The organism is Pseudomonas sp. NBRC 111138, assembly GCF_001320835.1.
In the GTDB taxonomy this organism is placed as follows: domain Bacteria; phylum Pseudomonadota; class Gammaproteobacteria; order Pseudomonadales; family Pseudomonadaceae; genus Aquipseudomonas; species Aquipseudomonas paracarnis.
Map to the genome: position 1 here is coordinate 1 of NZ_BCBO01000024.1, position 19165 is coordinate 19165.

A 19165-nucleotide genomic window follows, 5' to 3' on the forward strand; every position below is an offset into this window, starting at 1 on the left:
TGAAGATTCCATTCGGCGTACACATTTGCAGCTTCGAAGAGAAGCCGCCCTACGGCATCAAGAACGAGCGCCTGCGGGCCATCGTCGAGCGGCAGATGAAGGAAGGCGAGAGCAGCGAGGCGGGGTTGCTGACCATGGAAGGCATCACCGTGCGCGAGCTGCACCGCATGAACGCCGTGGTCAAGAAGCGCATGCCCCAGATCAAGGTGCCGGCGCTGGTGCTGCACTCCATCGAGGACGACATCACCAGCCGCTGGAACGCCGATTACGTGGAGCGCCACCTCGGCGGGCCGGTGACCAAGATCCTGTTGGACAACTGCTACCACATGATCACGGTCGATTTGCAGTACCGGCGGGTGATCGAGTTGAGTGCCAGGTTTGTCGAGCAGCACGCAGTGCAACTCAATCGTGTGGCGTGATTAGTTTACTTGTAGGAGCGAGCTTGCTTGCGCTGGGGTGCGAAGCACTCCCAAAAGCCTGCGACTGCTGCGCAGTCGAGCGGGAGCAAGCTCCCTCGCCACAGCAAGCTCGCTCCTACAGTAGAACGGTGTTGATAAGGAAAAACTGTGATAACCACCCAAGCCTTCCCGACCATCCGGGCTATCCAGCGCGATGCCTGGAACGACTGTTTTCCCGGTGCCCTGGAGGATTGGGACTATTACCTGGCCGTGGAAAACGCCGCGATCGATGACTTTCAGTGGCGTTACCTCGCGGTCTTCGAGGATCAAATGCTGGTGGCCGTGGCTGCCGCGTTCGTCACCCATTATCGCCTCGACACCACGGTGTCGGGGGCCGGCAAGCGCTTGACCGAGCGCCTGGAGCAGCTGTGGCCTGGCGTTTTGCAATTGGCGTTGTACGCCATCGGTTCGCCGGTGGCTGAACGCTGTGATGCCGGTGTCGCCAGCCATGTGCCCGAATCCCGGCGCCCGTTGCTGTTGCAGCAGTTACTGGAGGCTGCGCGCAGCGATGCCGACGCGCTCGGTATCGGCTTGCTGGCGGTCAAGGATGCGCCCACCAACGACCCGCATTGGACCCAGAGCTGCCTTGCCGCAGGTTTTCAAAGCATGCCCAGCTTGCCCACGGGGGTGTTGCCGCTGCCTTATGGCTCGGTGGATGCCTACCTGGGTTCGCTGGGCAAATCCACGCGCAAGGACCTGCGCCGAAAACTGCGCGCACCAGGGCCGCGGGTCGAGTGGCGGCGTAATATCGATGACGTGCTGCCCGAGGTCATGCGCCTGTATGAAGCCACGCTCGCGCGCGCAGACTTGCAGTTCGAACGCCTGCCCGCCGGTTACTTCACGGGCGTGCTCGAACACCTGCACGAGCGGGCGGTCTGTGTTCTGTACTGGGTGGACGAGCGCTTGGTGGCGTTCAACCTTATCCTGCTGGATGAGCATCGGCTGGTGGACAAGTTCTTTGGCCATGACCTTGAGTTCAGCCGCGAGTACAACCTGTACTTCCGCAGTTGGTTGACCAATGTCGACTATTGTATTGAACACCGTATTCCGGTGTACGAGTGTGGCCAGGCCGGGTATGCCAGTAAACTGCGCCTGGGGTGCGAGTTCGAGGGCAACAGCCTGTTCTTCCGCCACCGTAACCGGCTGGTCAACGGCCTGCTCAAGCTTGTAAAACTGTTTATTCGACCGGATCGTTCCGACCCTGCCATGGCTGCTGCGATAAGCGAAACCTGATGATTACCAAGACCCGCCAGAAAGCCCGCCCCTTTGCCATCTCGCGTTGGAGCGTCCAGCGCAAGCTGGTGCTGGCGTTCTGGCTGGTCAGCGTGATTCCCACCATGATCGCGGCTGAGCTGGCAGCCACCACGCTGTCGCAGATTTTCGACAGCAACGTGCGTATCTGGCTGCAAGAGTCGACCAAGATCGTCAAGGACGAAATCGGCGACATCCTTCACGACAACGCGCGCATGGCCAAGCTGTTCCTGCGCTATACCAGCCCGCCGTCGTCCAAAAATGCCGAGAAGCATGACCGGCTCACCGCCGACATTGCCGATGCCACCGATATCGACGTGGTCGCGCTGATCCGCACCAGCGACCGTAAAGTGATGTTCAGCACGGCCGCCGATGACATCGTCAGGCAGATCAACCTCACCAGCAACGCGGTGCTGCAAACCGTGCAAGTCGCCGGCGTGAGCACGGGCCTGGTGGTGTCCACCTTCGAAACCAGCCGTGGCGGCGTTGATTACCTGTTGCTGGTCGCCACTTACCTGGACAGCAGTTTCCTCACCAGCGTGGCCGATGTGCATTCCCTCGACCTGCGTCTGTATTTGGCCAACCCTGCCGGTTTTTCCGAAATATTTTCCACCCAGCGCTTCGCCAATCACCCCTCACGCATCCCCAAGAATGTCGAGGCCTACCTGCGCAGCACCAAGCAGCCCAGCGAGCAGTTCACTAACCAGTACAGCGGTTTGTATTGGCCGATTTTCAATGATGCCGGCGAGTTGCAAGGCGTGATCTTCAGCGGCCTGCTACGCCATACCAGCCTGGTGGGGTTGGTGAACCAGAGCAACTTGTTCGTGCTGATCTTCCTGGTCAGCTCGGCGCTGTCGCTGGCGGCCGGGTTGTTGGTGTCGCGGCGCCTGACCAAGCCCCTGCGCGATTTGTCCCAAGGCGTGGATGCGGTGATCTCGGGCAGTTATGCGCACCGTGTGGTGGTCAGTGGCGGTGACGAACTGGCGCAATTGAGCAGCACCTTCAACCACATGACCGAACGCCTGGGCGAGTTGCATCACCTGGAAGCCCAACTGCGTCGGCGTGACCGCTTGCATGCCCTGGGTGAAGTCGCCATGGGCCTGGCTCACGAAATTCGCAACCCACTGGGCATCATCAAGACCGCCACCCAACTGTTGCATCGGCGCGCTGACCTGGCGGAAACCGACAAGCGTCACCTGGAATATGTCATCAGCGAAGTCAGCCGCATCAACGAGCTGATTACCGAGTTCCTCGATTTCGCCAAGCCCAACCCGCCGATACGCGTGCAGCAACCGGCACGCGCCCTGGTGGAAGAAATCCTCGGTTTCTGCGGCCCGGAGCTGAGTAGCCATCGCATTGACGCGCAGATCGACGACCAAGCGCCTGGCGCGACGATCTACGCCGATGCCAAGCAGCTCAAACAGGCCTGTCTCAACCTGATTCTCAACGCCGTCGACGCGATGCCCGACGGCGGGCGCCTGACCCTGGGCATTCGCAGCGTGGGCGACAACACTGTGATCAGCATCGCCGATACCGGCGAAGGCATCCCGGCGGACATGGTGGAGCGCATCTTCACGCCATTCGTCACCACCAAGGCCTCGGGCACAGGCCTGGGCCTGGCCAAAGTCTATTCGATCATGGAAAGTCACGACGGCAGCATCGAATGCGCCAGTGAGAAAGATGCCGGCGCGACCTTCAGCCTGTACATTCCGGCTGACGGTGAAGACGACGGTGAAGATGAGGACGGGCATGACGCATAACGTATTGGTGGTCGACGACGAGCCCAAGCTCTGTGATCTGCTGACCCAGGCCTTGAGCCAGAACGGCATCCAGGTGTTCAGCGCGGGCAATGGCCTGCATGCGCTCAAGGTGCTGGGGGAGGAGGACATCGACCTGGTCATCAGCGACTGGCGCATGCCGGGCATGGACGGGCCGGCGTTGCTGGCCGAGATCAAGGTGCGTTATCCGACTTTGCCGGTAATCGTGATGACGGCCTACAGCACGGTGAAAAACGCCGTGCAGTCGATGCGTAACGGTGCCTATGACTACATTGCCAAGCCGTTCGACATCGACGAGCTGGACATCACCGTGGCCAAGGCCCTGCAATTTCGCGACATCATGCGCGACAACGCGCGCATGCGCGCCGAGCTGGACGAGCATGCTCAGTTCGACAGCCTGGTGGGCGACAGTCCGGCGTTTCGCCAAGTGCTCCAGGCGGTGGATTCGGTGCGTGACAGCAACGCTACTATCCTGCTGACCGGCGAAAGCGGCACTGGCAAGGAAATGGTCGCCCGCGCCATCCACAAGCATGGCAGCCGTGCCGACCAACCCTTCGTGGCGGTCAATTGCGCAGCCATTCCTGAAGGCTTGTTGGAAAGCGAAATGTTCGGCCATCGCAAAGGCGCGTTCACCGGCGCCGTGGCTGACCGGGTAGGGCGCTTCATGCAGGCCGACAAGGGCACGCTGTTTCTGGATGAAGTCGGTGATATGCCCTTGGCGTTGCAGGCCAAGATTCTGCGCGCCTTGCAGGAGAGGGTTATCGAGCCGGTAGGCGACCCCCGCGAGCGCAAGGTGGATGTACGAGTAATTGCCGCCACCAACAAGAACCTGCTGGATGCGGTGGCGGCCAAGGAGTTTCGCGAAGACCTGTATTACCGCCTCAATGTCTTTCCGATTCCGTTGCCGTCGTTGCGCGAACGCGTGGAAGACATCGCGCCCCTGGCGCGCCACTTCGCTCACACTTTGAGCGCCACCACTGGCAAACGTATCACCGGTTTCAGCCCCGAGGCGTTGCAGGCCATGGCTGCGTATCACTGGCCGGGCAATATCCGCGAGCTGCAAAACTGCGTGGAGCGCGCAACCATCGTGGCGGCTTCATCGGTGATCGAGGATATTGATTTGCCCGGGTATTTGTTTGCTTCCACACCGAGCGAGGGTGATGTGACCGCGATCCTCAGCGACGGCCCAGGCGTGCCGCGGGATCTGGATGCGGCGCTGGCCGAAGTGGAGAAAGCCTATATTCTTGCGGCGCTGCAGGAGAGCAATGGGGTGCAGGCCGCGGCGGCGCAGCGGATCGGGATTTCCGAAAGGAGCTTCTGGTATCGCCTGAAGAAGCTGGGGATTCAGGTCGACAAGATCGTGCGCTGATCTGAGTGTGGTAACTCATGATCGCTCCCACGCTCCACGTGGGAGTGCCTCTGGTGACGCTCTGCGTCACGCGTGTGGACGCGGAGCGTCCTTGGCTGCATTCCCACGCGGGAGCGTGGGAACGATCTGCCGTGTTGCGTCAGGTGTGCAGGCGTACCCACACGCTGACCAACACCGTCGCGGCCATCAACCAGGCCACGGCGGCGACTGCCAGCGATGCCTCCAACCGCAGCCGATCGACCATCACATACAGCGTCGCCAAATACACAAAGTACGGAATGATCGACCACATCCCGAACAGGATCGTGGTCTTCAAGTCCGCAACCGTTCGGCCTTTGCCGACGATGTAATGGGCGATCAGCGCAAAAGTGGGAAACAGCGGCACCAAGCCTGCGATGTAATAGTTTCTGGTCTTGGCCAGCGCCGCCAGGATCAGCACCACTGCGGCGCCAAGTGCAGCCTTCAGGAACAGATCCATCAGTGACTCAACCCGTATTTCTTGACCTTGTCGAACAGGGTGGTCTTGGCCATCCCCAGTTCCTGGCTGGCCTGGGTCAGGTTCCCGCCGCTGCGTTGCAGGGCATCGTTGAGTAGGTTGCGCTCAAAGGCTTCCACCGCCTCGGTAAAGGCAACCCCTTGGTTGCCGCTGCCGGCGCCGCTTTTCTTGAAGGCGGGCAGGCCGAGGGCGAAACGTTCGGCGACGTTGCGCAGCTCACGCACGTTGCCTGGCCAGTCGTGGCTCATCAGGCTGGATAGGGTCTGGTTGTCCAGCTCCGGCACCGCCCGGTCGAAGCGTAGCGACGATTGCTGCAGGAAGTGTTCGAACAGTTGCAGGATGTCTTCGCGCCGTTCGCGCAAAGGCGGCAGTTCCAGGGTGACGACGTTGAGGCGGTAGTACAGGTCGCTGCGGAACTGGCTGGCGCGGCTCAACTCGTCGAGGTCGGACTTGGTGGCAGCGATTACCCGGCAATCCACCGCCACGCTCTGGTTCGAACCCAGGCGTTCCAACGTACGTTCTTGCAGCACCCGCAGCAATTTGATCTGCAGGTTGATCGGCATGCTCTCTACTTCATCGAGGAACAGCGTGCCTTGATGGGCATGCTCGATCTTGCCGATGCGACGTTTGCCGGCGCCGGTGAAGGCGTTGGCCTCGTGGCCGAAAATCTCGCTTTCAAACAGGTTTTCCGGCAGGCCACCGCAGTTGAGGGCGACGAACTGGTGGGTATGGCGCCGGCTGAAATCATGCAGGCAGCGCGCGACCAGTTCCTTGCCGGTGCCGGTCTCGCCTTCGATCAGCACGTTGGCCGAGGTATCGGCGACATTGGCAATCAGTTCGCGCAGGTTTTGCATGGCCGGCGAGCGGCCGATGATGCGGCCTTCCAGCGAGTCGCGTTCGGCCAGTTGCCGGCGTAGCGACCAGACTTCCCGCGCCAGCCCGCGTTGTTCCAGGGCGCGGCGTGCCACGTCCACCAGGCGTTCGGGCGAGAAGGGTTTCTCCATGAAGTCGTAGGCGCCGTTACGCATGGCGCCCACCGCCATGGAGATATCGCCATGCCCGGTGATCAACACCACCGGCAGGCTTTTATCCAGGGCCTTGAGGCGGGTCAGCAGTTCCAGGCCATCGATGCCCGGCAGGCGGATATCGCTGATGACGATGCCGGCAAAGTTTTCGCCGATGCGCTTGAGCGCTTCTTCGGCGCTGCCCACGCCGACGCTAGTGATGTCTTCGAGCGCCAATGCTTGCTGGCAACCGAGCAGTACATGGGGGTCGTCTTCGACGATCAGGACGGTAAGGTCTTGGGCTTGTGTATTCATGTCGACTCAGCTCGTTGAGCGCCCACCAATGGCAGGTTCAGGACAAAGGCGGTACCACCATTGGCCGGATGTTCCACGGCAAGGCTACCGCCTGTGGCGGCCGCGAGGCTTGCGGAAAGGGTCAGGCCCAAGCCCAGGCCTTGTTCGCCGGGCTTGGTGGTAAAAAAGGGTTCGAACAAATGCTTGCGCGCCTCGGGGTCGATGCCGTGGCCATTATCACGCACCAACAGGCGGTATTTGCCATCGCCGTTCTGGCCTTCCAGCCACAGTTGCGGCACTGCTTGGGCCTGCATCGCATCGAGCGCGTTACCGATCAGGTTGACCAGGATCTGCTCCAGGCGGGTCTGGTCGATCTGCAATTGGGCGTTGGCAAAGTCACGGTGCACGGTCAACGGCAGGCTGTCCAGGCGCGCGCCGAGCACCTGGAACGCGGCGTCCACGGCCTTGCCGAGGCTGGCTTCGCCCTGGTCGTCACCGCGCCGGGCAAAGGAGCGCAGGCTCGCGGTGATGCGGCCCATGCGGTCGATCAGTTCGTTGATGGTCTTGAGGTTGGTGCTGGCAGTGTCCAGGGCGCCGCGCTCAAGGAAGCGTACGGTGTTGCCCGACAGCGTGCGCAGCGCTGCCAGCGGCTGATTCAGTTCATGGGCGATGCTGGTGGACATCTGGCCGATGGCCGCGAGTTTGCCGGCCTGCACCAGTTCGTCCTGGGCGTGGCGCAGGGTTTCTTCGGCCTGGCGTCGTTCGCGAATCTGGCCCTTGAGCCGTTCGTTGCTGGCGCGCAGGTCGGCGGTGCGTTCGGCAATCCGACGCTCAAGCTGGCTGTTGGCTTCCTGCAAGGCTTCCCGTGCGGCGAGGCGGGTGGCGATGACCTTGCGCCGTTCGTTCCAGGCGATCAGCAGGAAGGCGACCAGGCCAAATGCGACGGCCACCAGGATGCCCTGGTTGATCGCGGCGCGGCGCAGGTCGTTGAGCGGGGTGAGCAGGGTGAAGTTCCACGGCGTGTCGTTCAGCGGGCGGGTTTGCGCCAGGTAGCTGACGGCGTGCTGGTCGTTGACCACTTCGGTGTTGGCCGGGAAGGTCAGTTTCTCGGTGCCTTCGTTCAGGCGCTCACGGGCCAGGGGTTGCAGTTCATTGAGCGTCGCCCAGTAATATTGCAGGCTGTGGGCCAGGCGGTCCTTGGTGTCATCGCTCAGCGGGCGTACAGCTTTGAGGCGACGCGCGGGGTCGCTGGAAAGAATAATGATGCCGTTCTCATCGCTCACGAAAGCTTCGAGGCGCGCACGTTGCCAGCGCTCTTCAAGGGCTTCGAGGCGCACCTTGACCACGGCGACGCCGATGATCTTGCCGTGCTCTTCCAGGCCGTGGGCCAGGTAATAGCCGGGTTCGCCGTTGGTGCTGCCGATGCCGTAGAAACGACCGGGCTGGCCGCGTACAGCATTCTGGAAATAGGCGCGAAAGGACAGGTCCTCACCTTGGTAACTGTCGGCATCGCGCCAGTTACTGGTGGCCAGCACACGGCCGGTGGTGTCCATTACATAGATGGCGCGGCTGCGACTGCGGCGGTTCAGGCCTTCGAGGTAGTCGTTGACCGTCTTGCGGGTTTCCTGGTTCGGGTCGGCGAGCAGTTGGGAAACACTGGACTCCAGCTCCAGCAGGCTGGGCAGGTAGGTGTACTTGCTCAGTTCGCTTTCGACGGTGCGGGCGTGCAGCTCCAACTGGCGTTCGCCATTGTCGCTGAGGGTGCGGATGCCGTAGTAGTCACTGACCCAGAAGCCGATATAACCCAGGCCGACCATCAGGGCGATGATCAACGGCGGCAGGAACAGTTGGCGTATCAGACGAGGCTTCACGGCAAGTGATGGCGGCGCGGCGCGATATTGATTGGGGTCGCATTTCATCACAGATGCCTTGGGTCAGCTACTTCTCGCCAGTGTAAGAGCGGGCTTGTGTGGGAGCCGGGCTTGCCGGCGATGCAGGCGCCTCGGTGTAACAGTTGCACCGAGGCGATGCCATCGCAGGCAAGCCAGCTCCCACACAAGCCCGGCTCCTACAGGACGAACGGTGTTGCTTTTAGTGCTGCAGGATTTTCTCGAGGAAGTGCTGCGCACGCTCGGAGCGGGCGCTGATGTCGCCGAAGAACTCTTCTTTCGGGCAGTCTTCGATGATCTTGCCGGCGTCCATGAAGATCACGCGGTCGGCCACTTTGCGCGCAAAGCCCATTTCGTGGGTCACGCACATCATGGTCATGCCTTCGTGGGCCAGTTGCACCATCACGTCGAGCACTTCGTTGACCATTTCCGGGTCCAGCGCCGAGGTCGGTTCGTCGAACAGCATGACGATCGGGTCCATGGCCAGGGCGCGGGCAATCGCCACACGTTGTTGCTGGCCGCCGGAGAGTTGGCCAGGGTGCTTGTGGGCGTGTGCCGACAAGCCCACGCGGTCGAGCAGTTGCAGGCCCTTCTTGGTGGCCTCTTCCTTGCTGCGGCCCAGCACCTTGATCTGCGCGATGGTCAGGTTTTCGGTGATGGTCAGGTGCGGGAACAGCTCGAAGTGCTGGAACACCATGCCTACGCGCGAACGCAGTTTTGGCAGGTTGGTCTTCGGGTCGGCGATGGAGGTGCCGTCGACCACGATGTCGCCCTTCTGGAACGGTTCCAGTGCGTTGACGCACTTGATCAGGGTGGATTTGCCCGAGCCGGATGGCCCGCACACCACGATCACTTCGCCTTTTTTAACCTCGGTGCTGCAATCGGTCAGCACCTGGAAGTCGCCATACCACTTGTTGATGTTCTTGATAGAGATCATACGGCAAACCTTTTTTGCAGACGCTTGACCAGCAGCGAGGCGGAAAAGCTGATGATGAAGTAGACGACACCGGCGAAGATCAGGAACTCATTGGAGCGGCCGATGATGTCGCCGTTGGAGCGGGCGGAGTTGAGGAAGTCCACCAGGCCCACGGTGTAGACCAGGGAGGTGTCCTGGAACAGGATGATCGACTGTTGCAGCAGCAACGGCGTCATCTTGCGGAACGCCTGGGGCAGGATGATCAGGCGCATGGTCTGGCCGTAGGTCATGCCCATGGCTTGTGCCGCCGCCATCTGGCCCTTGGGAATCGACTGCACACCGGCTCGTACGATTTCGCAGAAGTACGCGGCCTCGAACATCATGAACGCCACGACGCAGGAGGTGAACGCACCGATCGGCGTGTCTTCGCCGGTGATCCAGCGCAGTACGAACGGCACCGCCAGGTAGAACCAGGTGATCACCAGCAGCAAGGGGATCGAGCGGAAGTAGTTCACGTAGGCGCCGGCCACGCGGGACAGCAGTTTGTTGGACGACAAGCGCATCAGGGCCAGGATGGTCCCGATGATGATGCCGCCGACCACGCCCATGACCATCAGCTTCAAGGTCATGACCATGCCGTTCCACAGGCCTGGAATGGCGGGGATGATGCCGCTGAAATCGAAGTCCATTATTTGCCCCCCACGGAGATCAGGCCGGGCACTGCGACTTTCTTCTCGACCACGCGCATCAGCAGCATCAGGCTCATGTTCAAGGTGAAGTAGATCAGCGTGGCCAGGGTGAAGGCTTCAAACAGGTTGGCCGAGAACTCGGCGGTCTGTTTGGTTTGCGCCAGCAGTTCCATCAAGCCGATCAAGGACGCCACGGAGGAGTTCTTGAACACGTTGAGGAATTCCGAGGTAAGCGGCGGAATGATGATGCGGTAAGCCTGGGGCAGCAGCACGTTCCAGTAGATCTGCGGCAGCTTGAAGCCCATGGCGCGCGCCGCGGATTCCTGGCCGCGTGGCAGCGCCTGGATACCGGTACGCACTTGCTCGCACACACGGGCGGCGGTGAACAGGCCCAGGCACACCACGACGCTCAGGTAGGCCGAGGTGGTCGGGTTCAGGTCTTGTTTGTACCAGTCCTGCAGGTTCTGCGGCAGCATGTCCGGTACCAGGAAGTACCAGATGAACAGCTGAACCAGCAGCGGCACGTTACGAAACAGTTCCACGTAGCAGGTCGCGATGCCCGATACGAGGCGGTTTGGCACAGTGCGCATGACCCCCAGAATGGAGCCCAGCAGCAAGGCGATAATCCATGCCACGACAGCGATGGCGATGGTCCAGCCCAGCCCGGAGAGGTACCAGTCGAGATAAGTCTCGCTGCCCACGCCGGTGGACTTGAAGAACACGCCCCAGTCCCAGTTGTAATTCATTAGGGTCTCCCCTCGAGATCGATCGATGTACAAGCACCCGCTTGGGGAAGATCCGTTCCCGCCTGACGTTGAACGCCAGGCACACACGATCGGCTCGAAAACCGCCAGGTCGAGTGTTCCAAGTTAAAACCAGCAGGTAATTACAGACGCCTGAGGGAGGGTTGGCTCCCTCAGGACATAAGCTTAGTCAGGTATCAGATTTTTACTTCTGGCGCTGGTTTGTCGCTAGGGTTAGCGATCAGCTCCTTGACCTTGTCGCTCATCGGGAAGTTAAGGTTCAGGCCTTTCGGTGGGATCGGGCTTTCGAACCATTTGGCGTAGATCTTGTTGATCTCGCCGGACTTGTACAGGGCGACAATGGCGTCATCCACGGCTTTCTTGAAGTCCGGGTCGCCTTTGCGAACCATGCAAGCGTAGGCTTCAAAGGACTGCGGAGTACCGGTAATGACCCAGTCGTCCGGCTTCTTGGCCTTGGCTTCTTCACCGGCCAGCAGGGCGTCGTCCATCATGAATGCAACGGCGCGGCCGCTTTCGAGCATCTGGAAGGATTCGCCGTGGTCTTTGGCGGAGATAACGTTCATGCCCATCTGCTTGTCGGCGTTCATCGCCTTGATGATGCGCTCGGACGTGGTACCGGCGGTGGTCACGACGTTTTTGCCTTTCAGGTCGGCAAAGTCAGCGTAGGACGGCTTGCCTTCCTTGTCTTTCTTGACCAGCAGGCGGGTGCCGATTTCGAAGATGTTGACGGTGAAATCAACTTGCTGGGCGCGTTCGGTGTTGTTGGTGGTGGAGCCGCACTCCAGATCCGCGGTGCCGTTCTGGATCAACGGGATACGGGTTTGCGAGGTCACCAGGTTGTACTTGGCTTTGAGGTCGGGTTTGTTCAGGTCTTTTTTCAGTTGCTCGACAACGGCCAACTGGATGTCGTGGGAGTAGCCCACGGGTTTGCCCGAGCCATCCGCGATGTAGGAAAACGGAATGGAGCTGTCGCGGTGAGCGAGAGTGATGGTGCCGGAGTCGTTGATTTTCTTCAGTGTGCCGGTGAGTTCGGCGGCAAAAACTGGAGTGCTGATCAGAGCAGCAGCGATAGCTGCGCCCAGGATATGGGGAACGATGCGCATCAATACTTCCTCGACATTTGTTTTTTTTATGAAGCCAGCTGAACGGCTCTCTTGTAAAGCGACTGCCCGTGACGGCTCCTAAGGCGCCTCAGGCAATCGTTGAAGAGTGTAGAGCATGAGTCGTGCCATACCGAAAACAAAAGGATAACTTCATGATTTATATGGAAATTAACTTTTTGTTTCGGCAGTATTTTCGGTCGGTAGTCCGGCAAACCGAATAGGGCAGAGGTGCGCGTTCGGAAAACCGAATAGTCCGTAGGAGCGAGCTTGCTCGCGAAAAACGCAAAAACGCCGCGTTTATGCTGAATAAACGCGGCGCTCTCGGGTTTTTCGCGAGCAAGCTCGCTCCTACACTGGGGCGGTCAGGCGGCTTCGATCTTGCTGCGGTTCTGCTCGACCTTGGACAAGTAGCGCTGCAGGTTTTCCTGCTCTTGCGGCGTGGTGAACAGGCCAAGCTTGGTACGGCGCCACAGCACGTCCTGCGGTTGTGTTACCCACTCTTCGGCGCACAGGTAGTCGACTTCGCGGGTATAGAGGCCGCCACCCAAGTGGTCACCCAGATCGGCGAGCGATTGCACGCCTTCCAGCAAGCGCCAGGTGCGGCTGCCGTAGGTGGTGGACCAGCGACGGGCGATCTCGCTCGGTACCCAGTCGAACTTGGCGCGGATGGCATCGGCCAGGGCTTCTGGGGTAGTCATGTGTTCGCCACCGGGCAGGCTGGCTGTGGCAGTCCAGCTTGGGCGCATCTGGGTGAAGTACGGCGCCAGTTGGGCCATGGCCGACTCAGCCAGTTTGCGATAGGTGGTCAGCTTGCCACCGAACACCGACAGGATCGGCGCTTCGCCGGTGCCGCCGGACAGCGACAGGGTGTAGTCACGCGTAATGGCCGACGGGTTGTCCGACTCGTCATTGCACAGTGGGCGCACGCCGGAGTAGGTGTGGACGATATCGTCGCGGCTCAGCTGTTTCTTGAAGTGCGCGTTGACCACTTTAAGCATGTAGTCGGTTTCACCTTCGGTGATCGCCACTGCAGCCGGGTCGCCGGTGTATTCGCGGTCGGTGGTGCCGATGATGGTCAAGTGGTTCAGGTACGGAATGGTGAAGACGATGCGTTGGTCTTCGTTTTGCAGAATATGCGCGTGAGTACCCTCGTACAGTCTCGGCACGATCAGGTGGCTGCCCTGGATCAGACGAATGCCGTACGGTGAATCCAGCTTCAGGTCGTCCCGGATGAATTTGGCCACCCATGGGCCGGCGGCATTCACCAGGGCGCGGGCGCGGATCGAGAACAGGCTGCCGTCGGCACGTTCCATGTTCATTTCCCACATGCCGTTGCTGCGCTTGGCGCTGACGCAACGGGTCTGGGTGTGGATGTGCGCGCCTTTCTCGCGGGCAGCCATGGCGTTGAGTACCACCAGGCGGGCGTCGTCGACCCAGCAGTCGGAGTATTCAAAGCCTTTGGTGATTTCGCTTTTCAGCGGGCTGTCGGCACCGAACTTGAGGCTTTTGGAACCCGCGAGCTTTTCGCGCTTGCCCAAGTGGTCATAAAGGAACAGGCCAGCACGAATCATCCAGGCCGGGCGCAGGTGCGGGCGGTGCGGCAGTACGAAGCGCATTTGCTTGACGATGTGCGGTGCCTTGGCCAGCAGTACTTCGCGTTCGGCCAATGCTTCACGCACCAGACGGAATTCGTAATGCTCCAGGTAACGCAGTCCACCGTGGATCAGCTTGCTGCTGGCCGATGAGGTGTGGCTGGCCAAGTCATCCTTTTCGCAAAGGAATACCGACAAACCGCGACCGGCTGCGTCTGCTGCAATCCCGACGCCATTGATCCCGCCACCAATTACGGCAACGTCATAGACTTCGGCAAGCGGTGGAGCAGGCAAGGTGGAAGGGTTCATCGGCTGGCCTCGCGATCTTTTCGTCTTGGAATTCGAACATGAATGTTCATTTGCGAAAATGGTAGCTGATAATTGCGGGTACAGCCACCCGACTTCGATTGAAAAAACTCATCGAAGGGTGGGGAAAGGAAGAATTATGAACAAAGGTGAATGTATCGGTGTTGTTGAGGGCGTCATCGCGGGCAAGCCCGGCTCCCACATTTGATCGCATTTCAAACTGTGGGAGTCGGGCTTGCCCGCGATGACGCCTGAACAGGCGCTAAACGACTTCCAGCCGCACCTTGTGCTCATTCAGCACTTGCACCAACGCCGGCACCGGCTGCTGGTCAGTCACCAGGCAGTCCACCAGGCTGATCGGCCCCAGGCGAATCATGGCATTGCGCCCGAATTTGCTGGAGTCCGCCGCCAGGATCACCTGCCGCGCATTGGCGATGATTGCCTGGGAAACCCGCACCTCCTGGTAATCGAAGTCCAGCAGGCTGCCGTCCTCGTCGATCCCGCTGATGCCCACCAGGGCAAAGTCGACCTTGAACTGGTTGATGAAGTCGACACTGGCCTGGCCCACCACACCACCGTCACGGCGCACATTGCCGCCGGTGAGCAACACATCGAAGTCGTCCTTGGCACTGAGCATGGTGGCGACGTTGAGGTTGTTGGTGATGATTTTCAGGTGGCTGTGATTGAGCAGCGCACGGGCGATGGATTCGGTGGTGGTGCCGATGTTGATGAACAGCGAGGCATGATCGGGAATCTGCGCGGCGATGGCTTCACCGATGCGTTGCTTCTCGTCGCGCATCTGGTCGGCACGCATGGCGTACGCGGTGTTCTCGACACTGGAGTCATAGGCTGCGCCGCCGTGGTAGCGGCGCAACAGGTTGGCGTCCGCCAGCTGGTTGATATCGCGGCGGATGGTTTGCGGGGTGACAACGAATAGCTGCGCCATTTCCTCGATACTGACGTACCCGCGTTCGCGGACCAGTTCGAGGATTTGTTGTTGGCGGGGAGGCAGATTCATGGGGCGTCCTTTGGGCTGCCATACAAAAGTGGCCCATGATGACGCAGGAATCCGCTCCCTGCCAGTTACAACCTGCCGTAAGCCAGCGCTTGGCTTATTCGGCGCCTTCGTGCGGCTCCCAGTCACGGGTGCGGCTCACAGCTTTTTGCCAGCCGGCGTAGAGTTTCTCTTTGGCCGCCTCGTCCAGCTGTGGCTCGAACTCGCGCTCGATTACCGCCTTGCCGCGCAACTCGTCCAGGCTGCCCCAGAAGCCACACGCCAGGCCCGCCAGGTAGGCTGCGCCGAGGGCGGTGGTCTCGCGCATTTGCGGGCGTTCTACCTGGGTGCCGAGGATGTCGGCCTGGAATTGCATCAGGAAGTTGTTGGCAACCGCGCCGCCGTCCACGCGCAGGGCCTTGAGGCGTTCGCCCGAGTCCTGTTGCATGGCGTCGAGGACGTCGCGGGTCTGGTAGGCAATCGACTCCAGGGCTGCGCGAATAATGTGGTCTACGCGTACGCCACGGGTCAGGCCGAACAGTGCGCCACGGGCATACGGGTCCCAGTAGGGCGCGCCGAGACCGGTGAAAGCGGGTACCAGGTACACGCCGTTGCTGTCCTTGACCTTGCCGGCAAAGTATTCGGTGTCGTGGGCATCGTTGATGATCTTCAGCTCGTCACGTAGCCATTGCACGGTGGAGCCACCGTTGAAGACCGCGCCTTCCAGGGCATAGGCCACCTCACCGCGCGGGCCGCAGGCAATGGTGGTGAGCATGCCGTGCTTGGATTTCACCGCCTTGTCGCCGGTGTTCATCAGCAGGAAGCAGCCGGTGCCGTAGGTGTTCTTGGCCTGGCCCGCTTCCACGCACATCTGGCCAAACAGGGCCGCTTGCTGGTCGCCGGCAATGCCACCGATAGCGATGCCGCTCTTGGTACGGCCATAGATTTCCGACGACGACTTCACTTCAGGGAGCATTTCCCGTGGGATGTCGAGAATCTCCAGCATCTTCGCATCCCACTCCAGGGTGTGGATGTTGAAGAGCATGGTGCGCGACGCGTTGGTGTAGTCGGTGACGTGGGTCTTGCCGCCGGTAAATTTCCAGATCAGCCAGCTGTCGACGGTGCCGAACAGCAGTTCGCCATTGCGCGCACGTTCGCGGCTGCCTTCGACGTTGTCGAGGATCCACTTGAGCTTGGTGCCGGAGAAGTACGGGTCGGTCACAAGGCCCGTGGTGTCGCTGATGTATTGCTCATGGCCGTCGCGCTTGAGCTGCTGGCAGATCTCGGTACTGCGGCGGCACTGCCAGACAATAGCGTTATAGATCGGGCGGCCGGTGATCTTGTCCCAGACCACCGTGGTTTCACGCTGGTTGGTGATACCGATGGCGGCCACCTGGTCATGGTGCAGGCCGGCCTGCGCCAGCGCTTCGACCATCACCGCGCTCTGGGTGGCGAAGATTTCCATCGGGTCATGTTCAACCCAGCCAGCCTGCGGGTAGTGCTGGACGAATTCACGCTGGGCGGTACACACCACGTTGGCGTCACGATCGAAGATGATCGCCCGGGAACTGGTGGTGCCCTGATCAAGGGCAATGATGTAGTTCTTATTCTGAAGGTCGGTCATGTCAATTGCCTTGGACGAAATAAGGAAGTCAGAAATCAGCCTGGGCCGCGAAGGGCAGGGGACCAGGCTGGCGCTTTCAGGAAATACGAGTCTTGCCGTTGACAGCCGTGTCAGGTGTTTCTTCAGCGATAGCCGGTGCGGCGCTCGGCAGGTGGCGAGCAATCAGCCCGCGATAGGCCGCAGCGCCCAGGCATGCGCCGACAATCGGAGCGAAAATCGGCACCAGGAAATAAGGAATATCGCGACCGCCAGTAAAGGCCATTTCACCCCAACCGGCGAAAAAGGTCATCAGCTTGGGACCGAAATCCCGTGCCGGGTTCATCGCAAAGCCAGTCAGCGGGCCCATGGCGCTGCCGATTACGGCGATCAGCAAACCGATCAGCAGAGGTGCCAGGGGGCCGCGTGGCAGGCCGTTGTTATCATCGGTCAGAGCCATGATCACGCCCATCAGGATGGCGGTGATGACCATCTCCACCAGGAATGCCTGGGCCGTGCTCAGCAGCGCATGGGGATAGGTGGAGAACACCGACGCCAATTCCAGGCTGGCTTGTGAGCCGCGGACCATGTGGTGGGTTTGTTCGTAATCGAAAAACAGATTGCTGTAGAGCGTGTACACCAGGGCGGCGGAGCAAAAGGCGCCGGCGACCTGGGCAAGAATATAGAAGGGCAGTTTGCGCTTTTCAAAATCGGCAAAGATGCACAGGGCGATACTGACCGCCGGGTTGAGGTGAGCCCCGGAAATACCGGCACTCAGGTAGATCGCCATGCTCACGCCGACCCCCCAGATGATACTGATTTCCCATAAGCCAAAGCTCGCACCCGCGACCTTGAGCGCGGCGACGCATCCTGTACCGAAGAAGATCAGCAGCGCGGTGCCCAGGAATTCGGCCATGCATTGGCTCGAAAGTGAAGGCTGTTGAAGAGCAGTTGTCATGGAAAACCTCAATTGTTGTTCTTGTCTTGCGCACGGCCTCAACGGGCAGTTGCGCGATATTCACCACGAGAAGGATCCCCATCCTGGATCGTGGCTCACTGCGGAGTACCAGAGAATTATTCCTACGGTATTCGGAAACGAAAAAATATAGACAAGAATGACCGCTGTCAAAGGTCGAAAGTGAACCATTGGTCATTTCCGAACTATTGGTGTGGTGAATGATCATGGCCAAGGCACGTTGCTTTTGCGGTGATAGGTCTGTGCTAGAGCGTTTTAGGTAGGCTTGGCCTAGAATTGGCCATCAGTTTGCCCGCCCGGAGCCGTTATGACCCCTGCATTGGACCTGTTGAAAAAAGTTCGCGCCGAACATCGTGTGCATAGTTATGAACATGATCCCAAGGCAGCCTCGTATGGGCTGGAGGCCGCGGAAAAATTGAGCCTGGACCCGGCCCAAGTGTTCAAGACGCTGCTGGCGAGCAGTGAGAAGGGTGAATTGTTGGTGGCGGTTGTGCCGGTCGTCGGAAGTCTGGACTTGAAAGCCCTGGCTCATGCTGCGGGTGTGAAGAAAGTCGAAATGGCTGACCCGGCAGCGGCGCAGCGTTCCACGGGTTATCTGTTGGGCGGCATCAGCCCGCTGGGTCAGAAGAAGCGGCTGCGCACGTTTATCGATGAAACGGCGCAACCCTTTGCAACGATTTTTGTCAGCGCGGGCAGAAGAGGATTGGAAGTTGAATTGCCAGCGGCGGTGTTGGCTGAACACACCCAGGCCAAATTCGCACCGATCGGGCGGGCCTGATATTCATTCTTTGAAGTCTATGAGGATCAAATGTGGGAGCTGGCTTGCCTGCGATAGCATCAACGCGGTGTAACAGATAACCCGAGTTGTCTGCATCGCAGGCAAGCCAGCTCCTACATCCCGACCCGGTTTTATCAGTGAGCGACGCTGTGGCGGCGCACGCCTGACTCAACAGCAGGAATTTGCGCCGCTGTGCTGCCGGATGCCTGGAACACCACCAAATGCTCAGCCGCCACACGAATCCCCACCTCCGCGCCCACTTGGTGATCGGCATGGCTGGGGAAAATCGACTCCAGCTGAGCGCCGGTCGGCAGCTGTAACCGGTACAGCGTTGAGGCGCCGAGGAAGGTCTTGCCGACGATCCGGGCTTTCAACGCGCTGTCCGGCGCATACACGATATCGTCCGGGCGCAGCAGCACGTCCACCGCAGCGCCGGTCGGCAAGGTGTAGGCACGGTTGCCGCGCAGGTCGCCCAGTTCAGTGCTGACCGATTCGGGCGAGTTCAGCCGACCACGGATGAAATACCCTTGGCCGATGAAACTGGCGACGTAAGGCGTCTGCGGTTCGTGATAGAGGTTGTAGGGCGTGTCCCACTGCTCAAGGCGGCCTTCCTTGAAGACCCCGACGTGATCGCTGACGGCGAAGGCCTCTTCCTGATCATGGGTTACCAGGATCGCGCTGGTGCCGCGAGCCTTGAGGATGTCGCGCACTTCATGGCTGAGCTTGCGGCGCAGTTCGCCATCGAGGTTGGAAAAGGGTTCATCCAGCAACAGCAGTTGCGGCTCCGGCGCCAGGGCTCGGGCGAGAGCGACGCGTTGTTGCTGACCACCGGAAAGCTCATGGGGGAAGCGCTTGCCCAGGTTCTTCAAGTTGACCAGTTCCAGCAACTCGGCAACTACGCGCTCTTT

The 19165-nt window shown here is 60.3% G+C and carries 17 protein-coding genes; 5 read left to right on the plus strand and 12 right to left on the minus strand.

Annotated elements, in window-relative coordinates:
- The 4 genes from APH41_RS04640 to APH41_RS04655 all read left to right on the plus strand — a co-directional run.
- The coding region (locus APH41_RS04640) for a serine aminopeptidase domain-containing protein (RefSeq protein ID WP_218187862.1) at positions 1 to 419 on the plus strand (419 nt) is incomplete at its 5' end.
- A gap of 147 nt (positions 420 to 566) precedes the next feature.
- Positions 567 to 1691, plus strand: a complete 1125-nt coding sequence (locus APH41_RS04645) for a GNAT family N-acetyltransferase (RefSeq protein WP_054917754.1) — start codon at positions 567 to 569, stop codon at positions 1689 to 1691.
- On the plus strand, positions 1691 to 3469 hold the full coding sequence (locus tag APH41_RS04650; protein ID WP_054917756.1) for a HAMP domain-containing sensor histidine kinase: 1779 nt from the start codon (positions 1691 to 1693) through the stop codon (positions 3467 to 3469). Before APH41_RS04645 ends, APH41_RS04650 begins: the two co-directional genes overlap by 1 nt.
- Entirely contained in the window at positions 3459 to 4856 is a 1398-nt protein-coding gene (locus APH41_RS04655) for a sigma-54 dependent transcriptional regulator (protein ID WP_034126458.1), read from the plus strand. The genes APH41_RS04650 and APH41_RS04655 overlap by 11 nt, the downstream gene beginning before the upstream one ends.
- A gap of 139 nt (positions 4857 to 4995) precedes the next feature.
- Here the strand turns inward: APH41_RS04655 and APH41_RS04660 are convergent, their stop codons facing one another.
- From APH41_RS04660 to APH41_RS04710, 11 genes are all read right to left on the minus strand, one after another.
- Positions 4996 to 5334 carry a GlpM family protein gene (locus tag APH41_RS04660; RefSeq protein WP_014717129.1) on the minus strand — a complete coding sequence of 113 codons (339 nt, stop codon included), beginning with the start codon at positions 5332 to 5334 and terminating at the stop codon, positions 4996 to 4998.
- A complete protein-coding gene (locus tag APH41_RS04665; RefSeq protein ID WP_034126459.1) occupies positions 5334 to 6671 on the minus strand; it encodes a sigma-54 dependent transcriptional regulator in 1338 nt (445 codons plus the stop codon). The genes APH41_RS04660 and APH41_RS04665 overlap by 1 nt, the downstream gene beginning before the upstream one ends.
- The gene (locus tag APH41_RS04670) at positions 6668 to 8569 is read right to left on the minus strand and encodes an ATP-binding protein (protein WP_054897713.1); all 1902 of its coding nucleotides are present in this window, start codon (positions 8567 to 8569) and stop codon (positions 6668 to 6670) included. The genes APH41_RS04665 and APH41_RS04670 overlap by 4 nt, the downstream gene beginning before the upstream one ends.
- A 172-nt stretch (positions 8570 to 8741) precedes the next feature.
- Entirely contained in the window at positions 8742 to 9476 is a 735-nt protein-coding gene (locus APH41_RS04675) for an amino acid ABC transporter ATP-binding protein (RefSeq protein ID WP_003188952.1), read from the minus strand.
- Entirely contained in the window at positions 9473 to 10144 is a 672-nt protein-coding gene (locus APH41_RS04680; RefSeq protein WP_003188954.1) for an amino acid ABC transporter permease, read from the minus strand. The genes APH41_RS04675 and APH41_RS04680 overlap by 4 nt, the downstream gene beginning before the upstream one ends.
- The gene (locus tag APH41_RS04685) at positions 10144 to 10890 is read right to left on the minus strand and encodes an amino acid ABC transporter permease (RefSeq protein WP_014717132.1); all 747 of its coding nucleotides are present in this window, start codon (positions 10888 to 10890) and stop codon (positions 10144 to 10146) included. Before APH41_RS04685 ends, APH41_RS04680 begins: the two co-directional genes overlap by 1 nt.
- Before the next feature lie 194 nt (positions 10891 to 11084).
- A complete protein-coding gene (locus tag APH41_RS04690; RefSeq protein WP_003188957.1) occupies positions 11085 to 12011 on the minus strand; it encodes a glutamate/aspartate ABC transporter substrate-binding protein in 927 nt (308 codons plus the stop codon).
- Between the two features lie 362 nt (positions 12012 to 12373).
- A complete protein-coding gene (gene glpD / locus APH41_RS04695; protein ID WP_054917759.1) occupies positions 12374 to 13912 on the minus strand; it encodes a glycerol-3-phosphate dehydrogenase in 1539 nt (512 codons plus the stop codon).
- A gap of 259 nt (positions 13913 to 14171) precedes the next feature.
- On the minus strand, positions 14172 to 14927 hold the full coding sequence (locus APH41_RS04700; protein WP_003188962.1) for a DeoR/GlpR family transcriptional regulator: 756 nt from the start codon (positions 14925 to 14927) through the stop codon (positions 14172 to 14174).
- A 94-nt stretch (positions 14928 to 15021) separates the two neighbouring features.
- A complete protein-coding gene (gene glpK, locus APH41_RS04705; RefSeq protein ID WP_032893327.1) occupies positions 15022 to 16527 on the minus strand; it encodes a glycerol kinase GlpK in 1506 nt (501 codons plus the stop codon).
- Positions 16528 to 16603: 76 nt separating this feature from the next.
- Positions 16604 to 17461, minus strand: coding sequence for an MIP/aquaporin family protein (locus tag APH41_RS04710; protein WP_014717136.1), 858 nt, complete (start codon positions 17459 to 17461; stop codon positions 16604 to 16606).
- Positions 17462 to 17786: 325 nt separating this feature from the next.
- Between APH41_RS04710 and ybaK the strand changes: the two genes are divergently transcribed.
- A complete protein-coding gene (gene ybaK, locus APH41_RS04715) occupies positions 17787 to 18257 on the plus strand; it encodes a Cys-tRNA(Pro) deacylase (protein ID WP_014717137.1) in 471 nt (156 codons plus the stop codon).
- Positions 18258 to 18391: 134 nt separating this feature from the next.
- Here ybaK and APH41_RS04720 read toward each other — a convergent pair.
- Positions 18392 to 19165, minus strand: a 774-nt coding sequence (locus APH41_RS04720; RefSeq protein ID WP_054917762.1) for an ABC transporter ATP-binding protein, incomplete at its 5' end; no start/stop codon positions are given.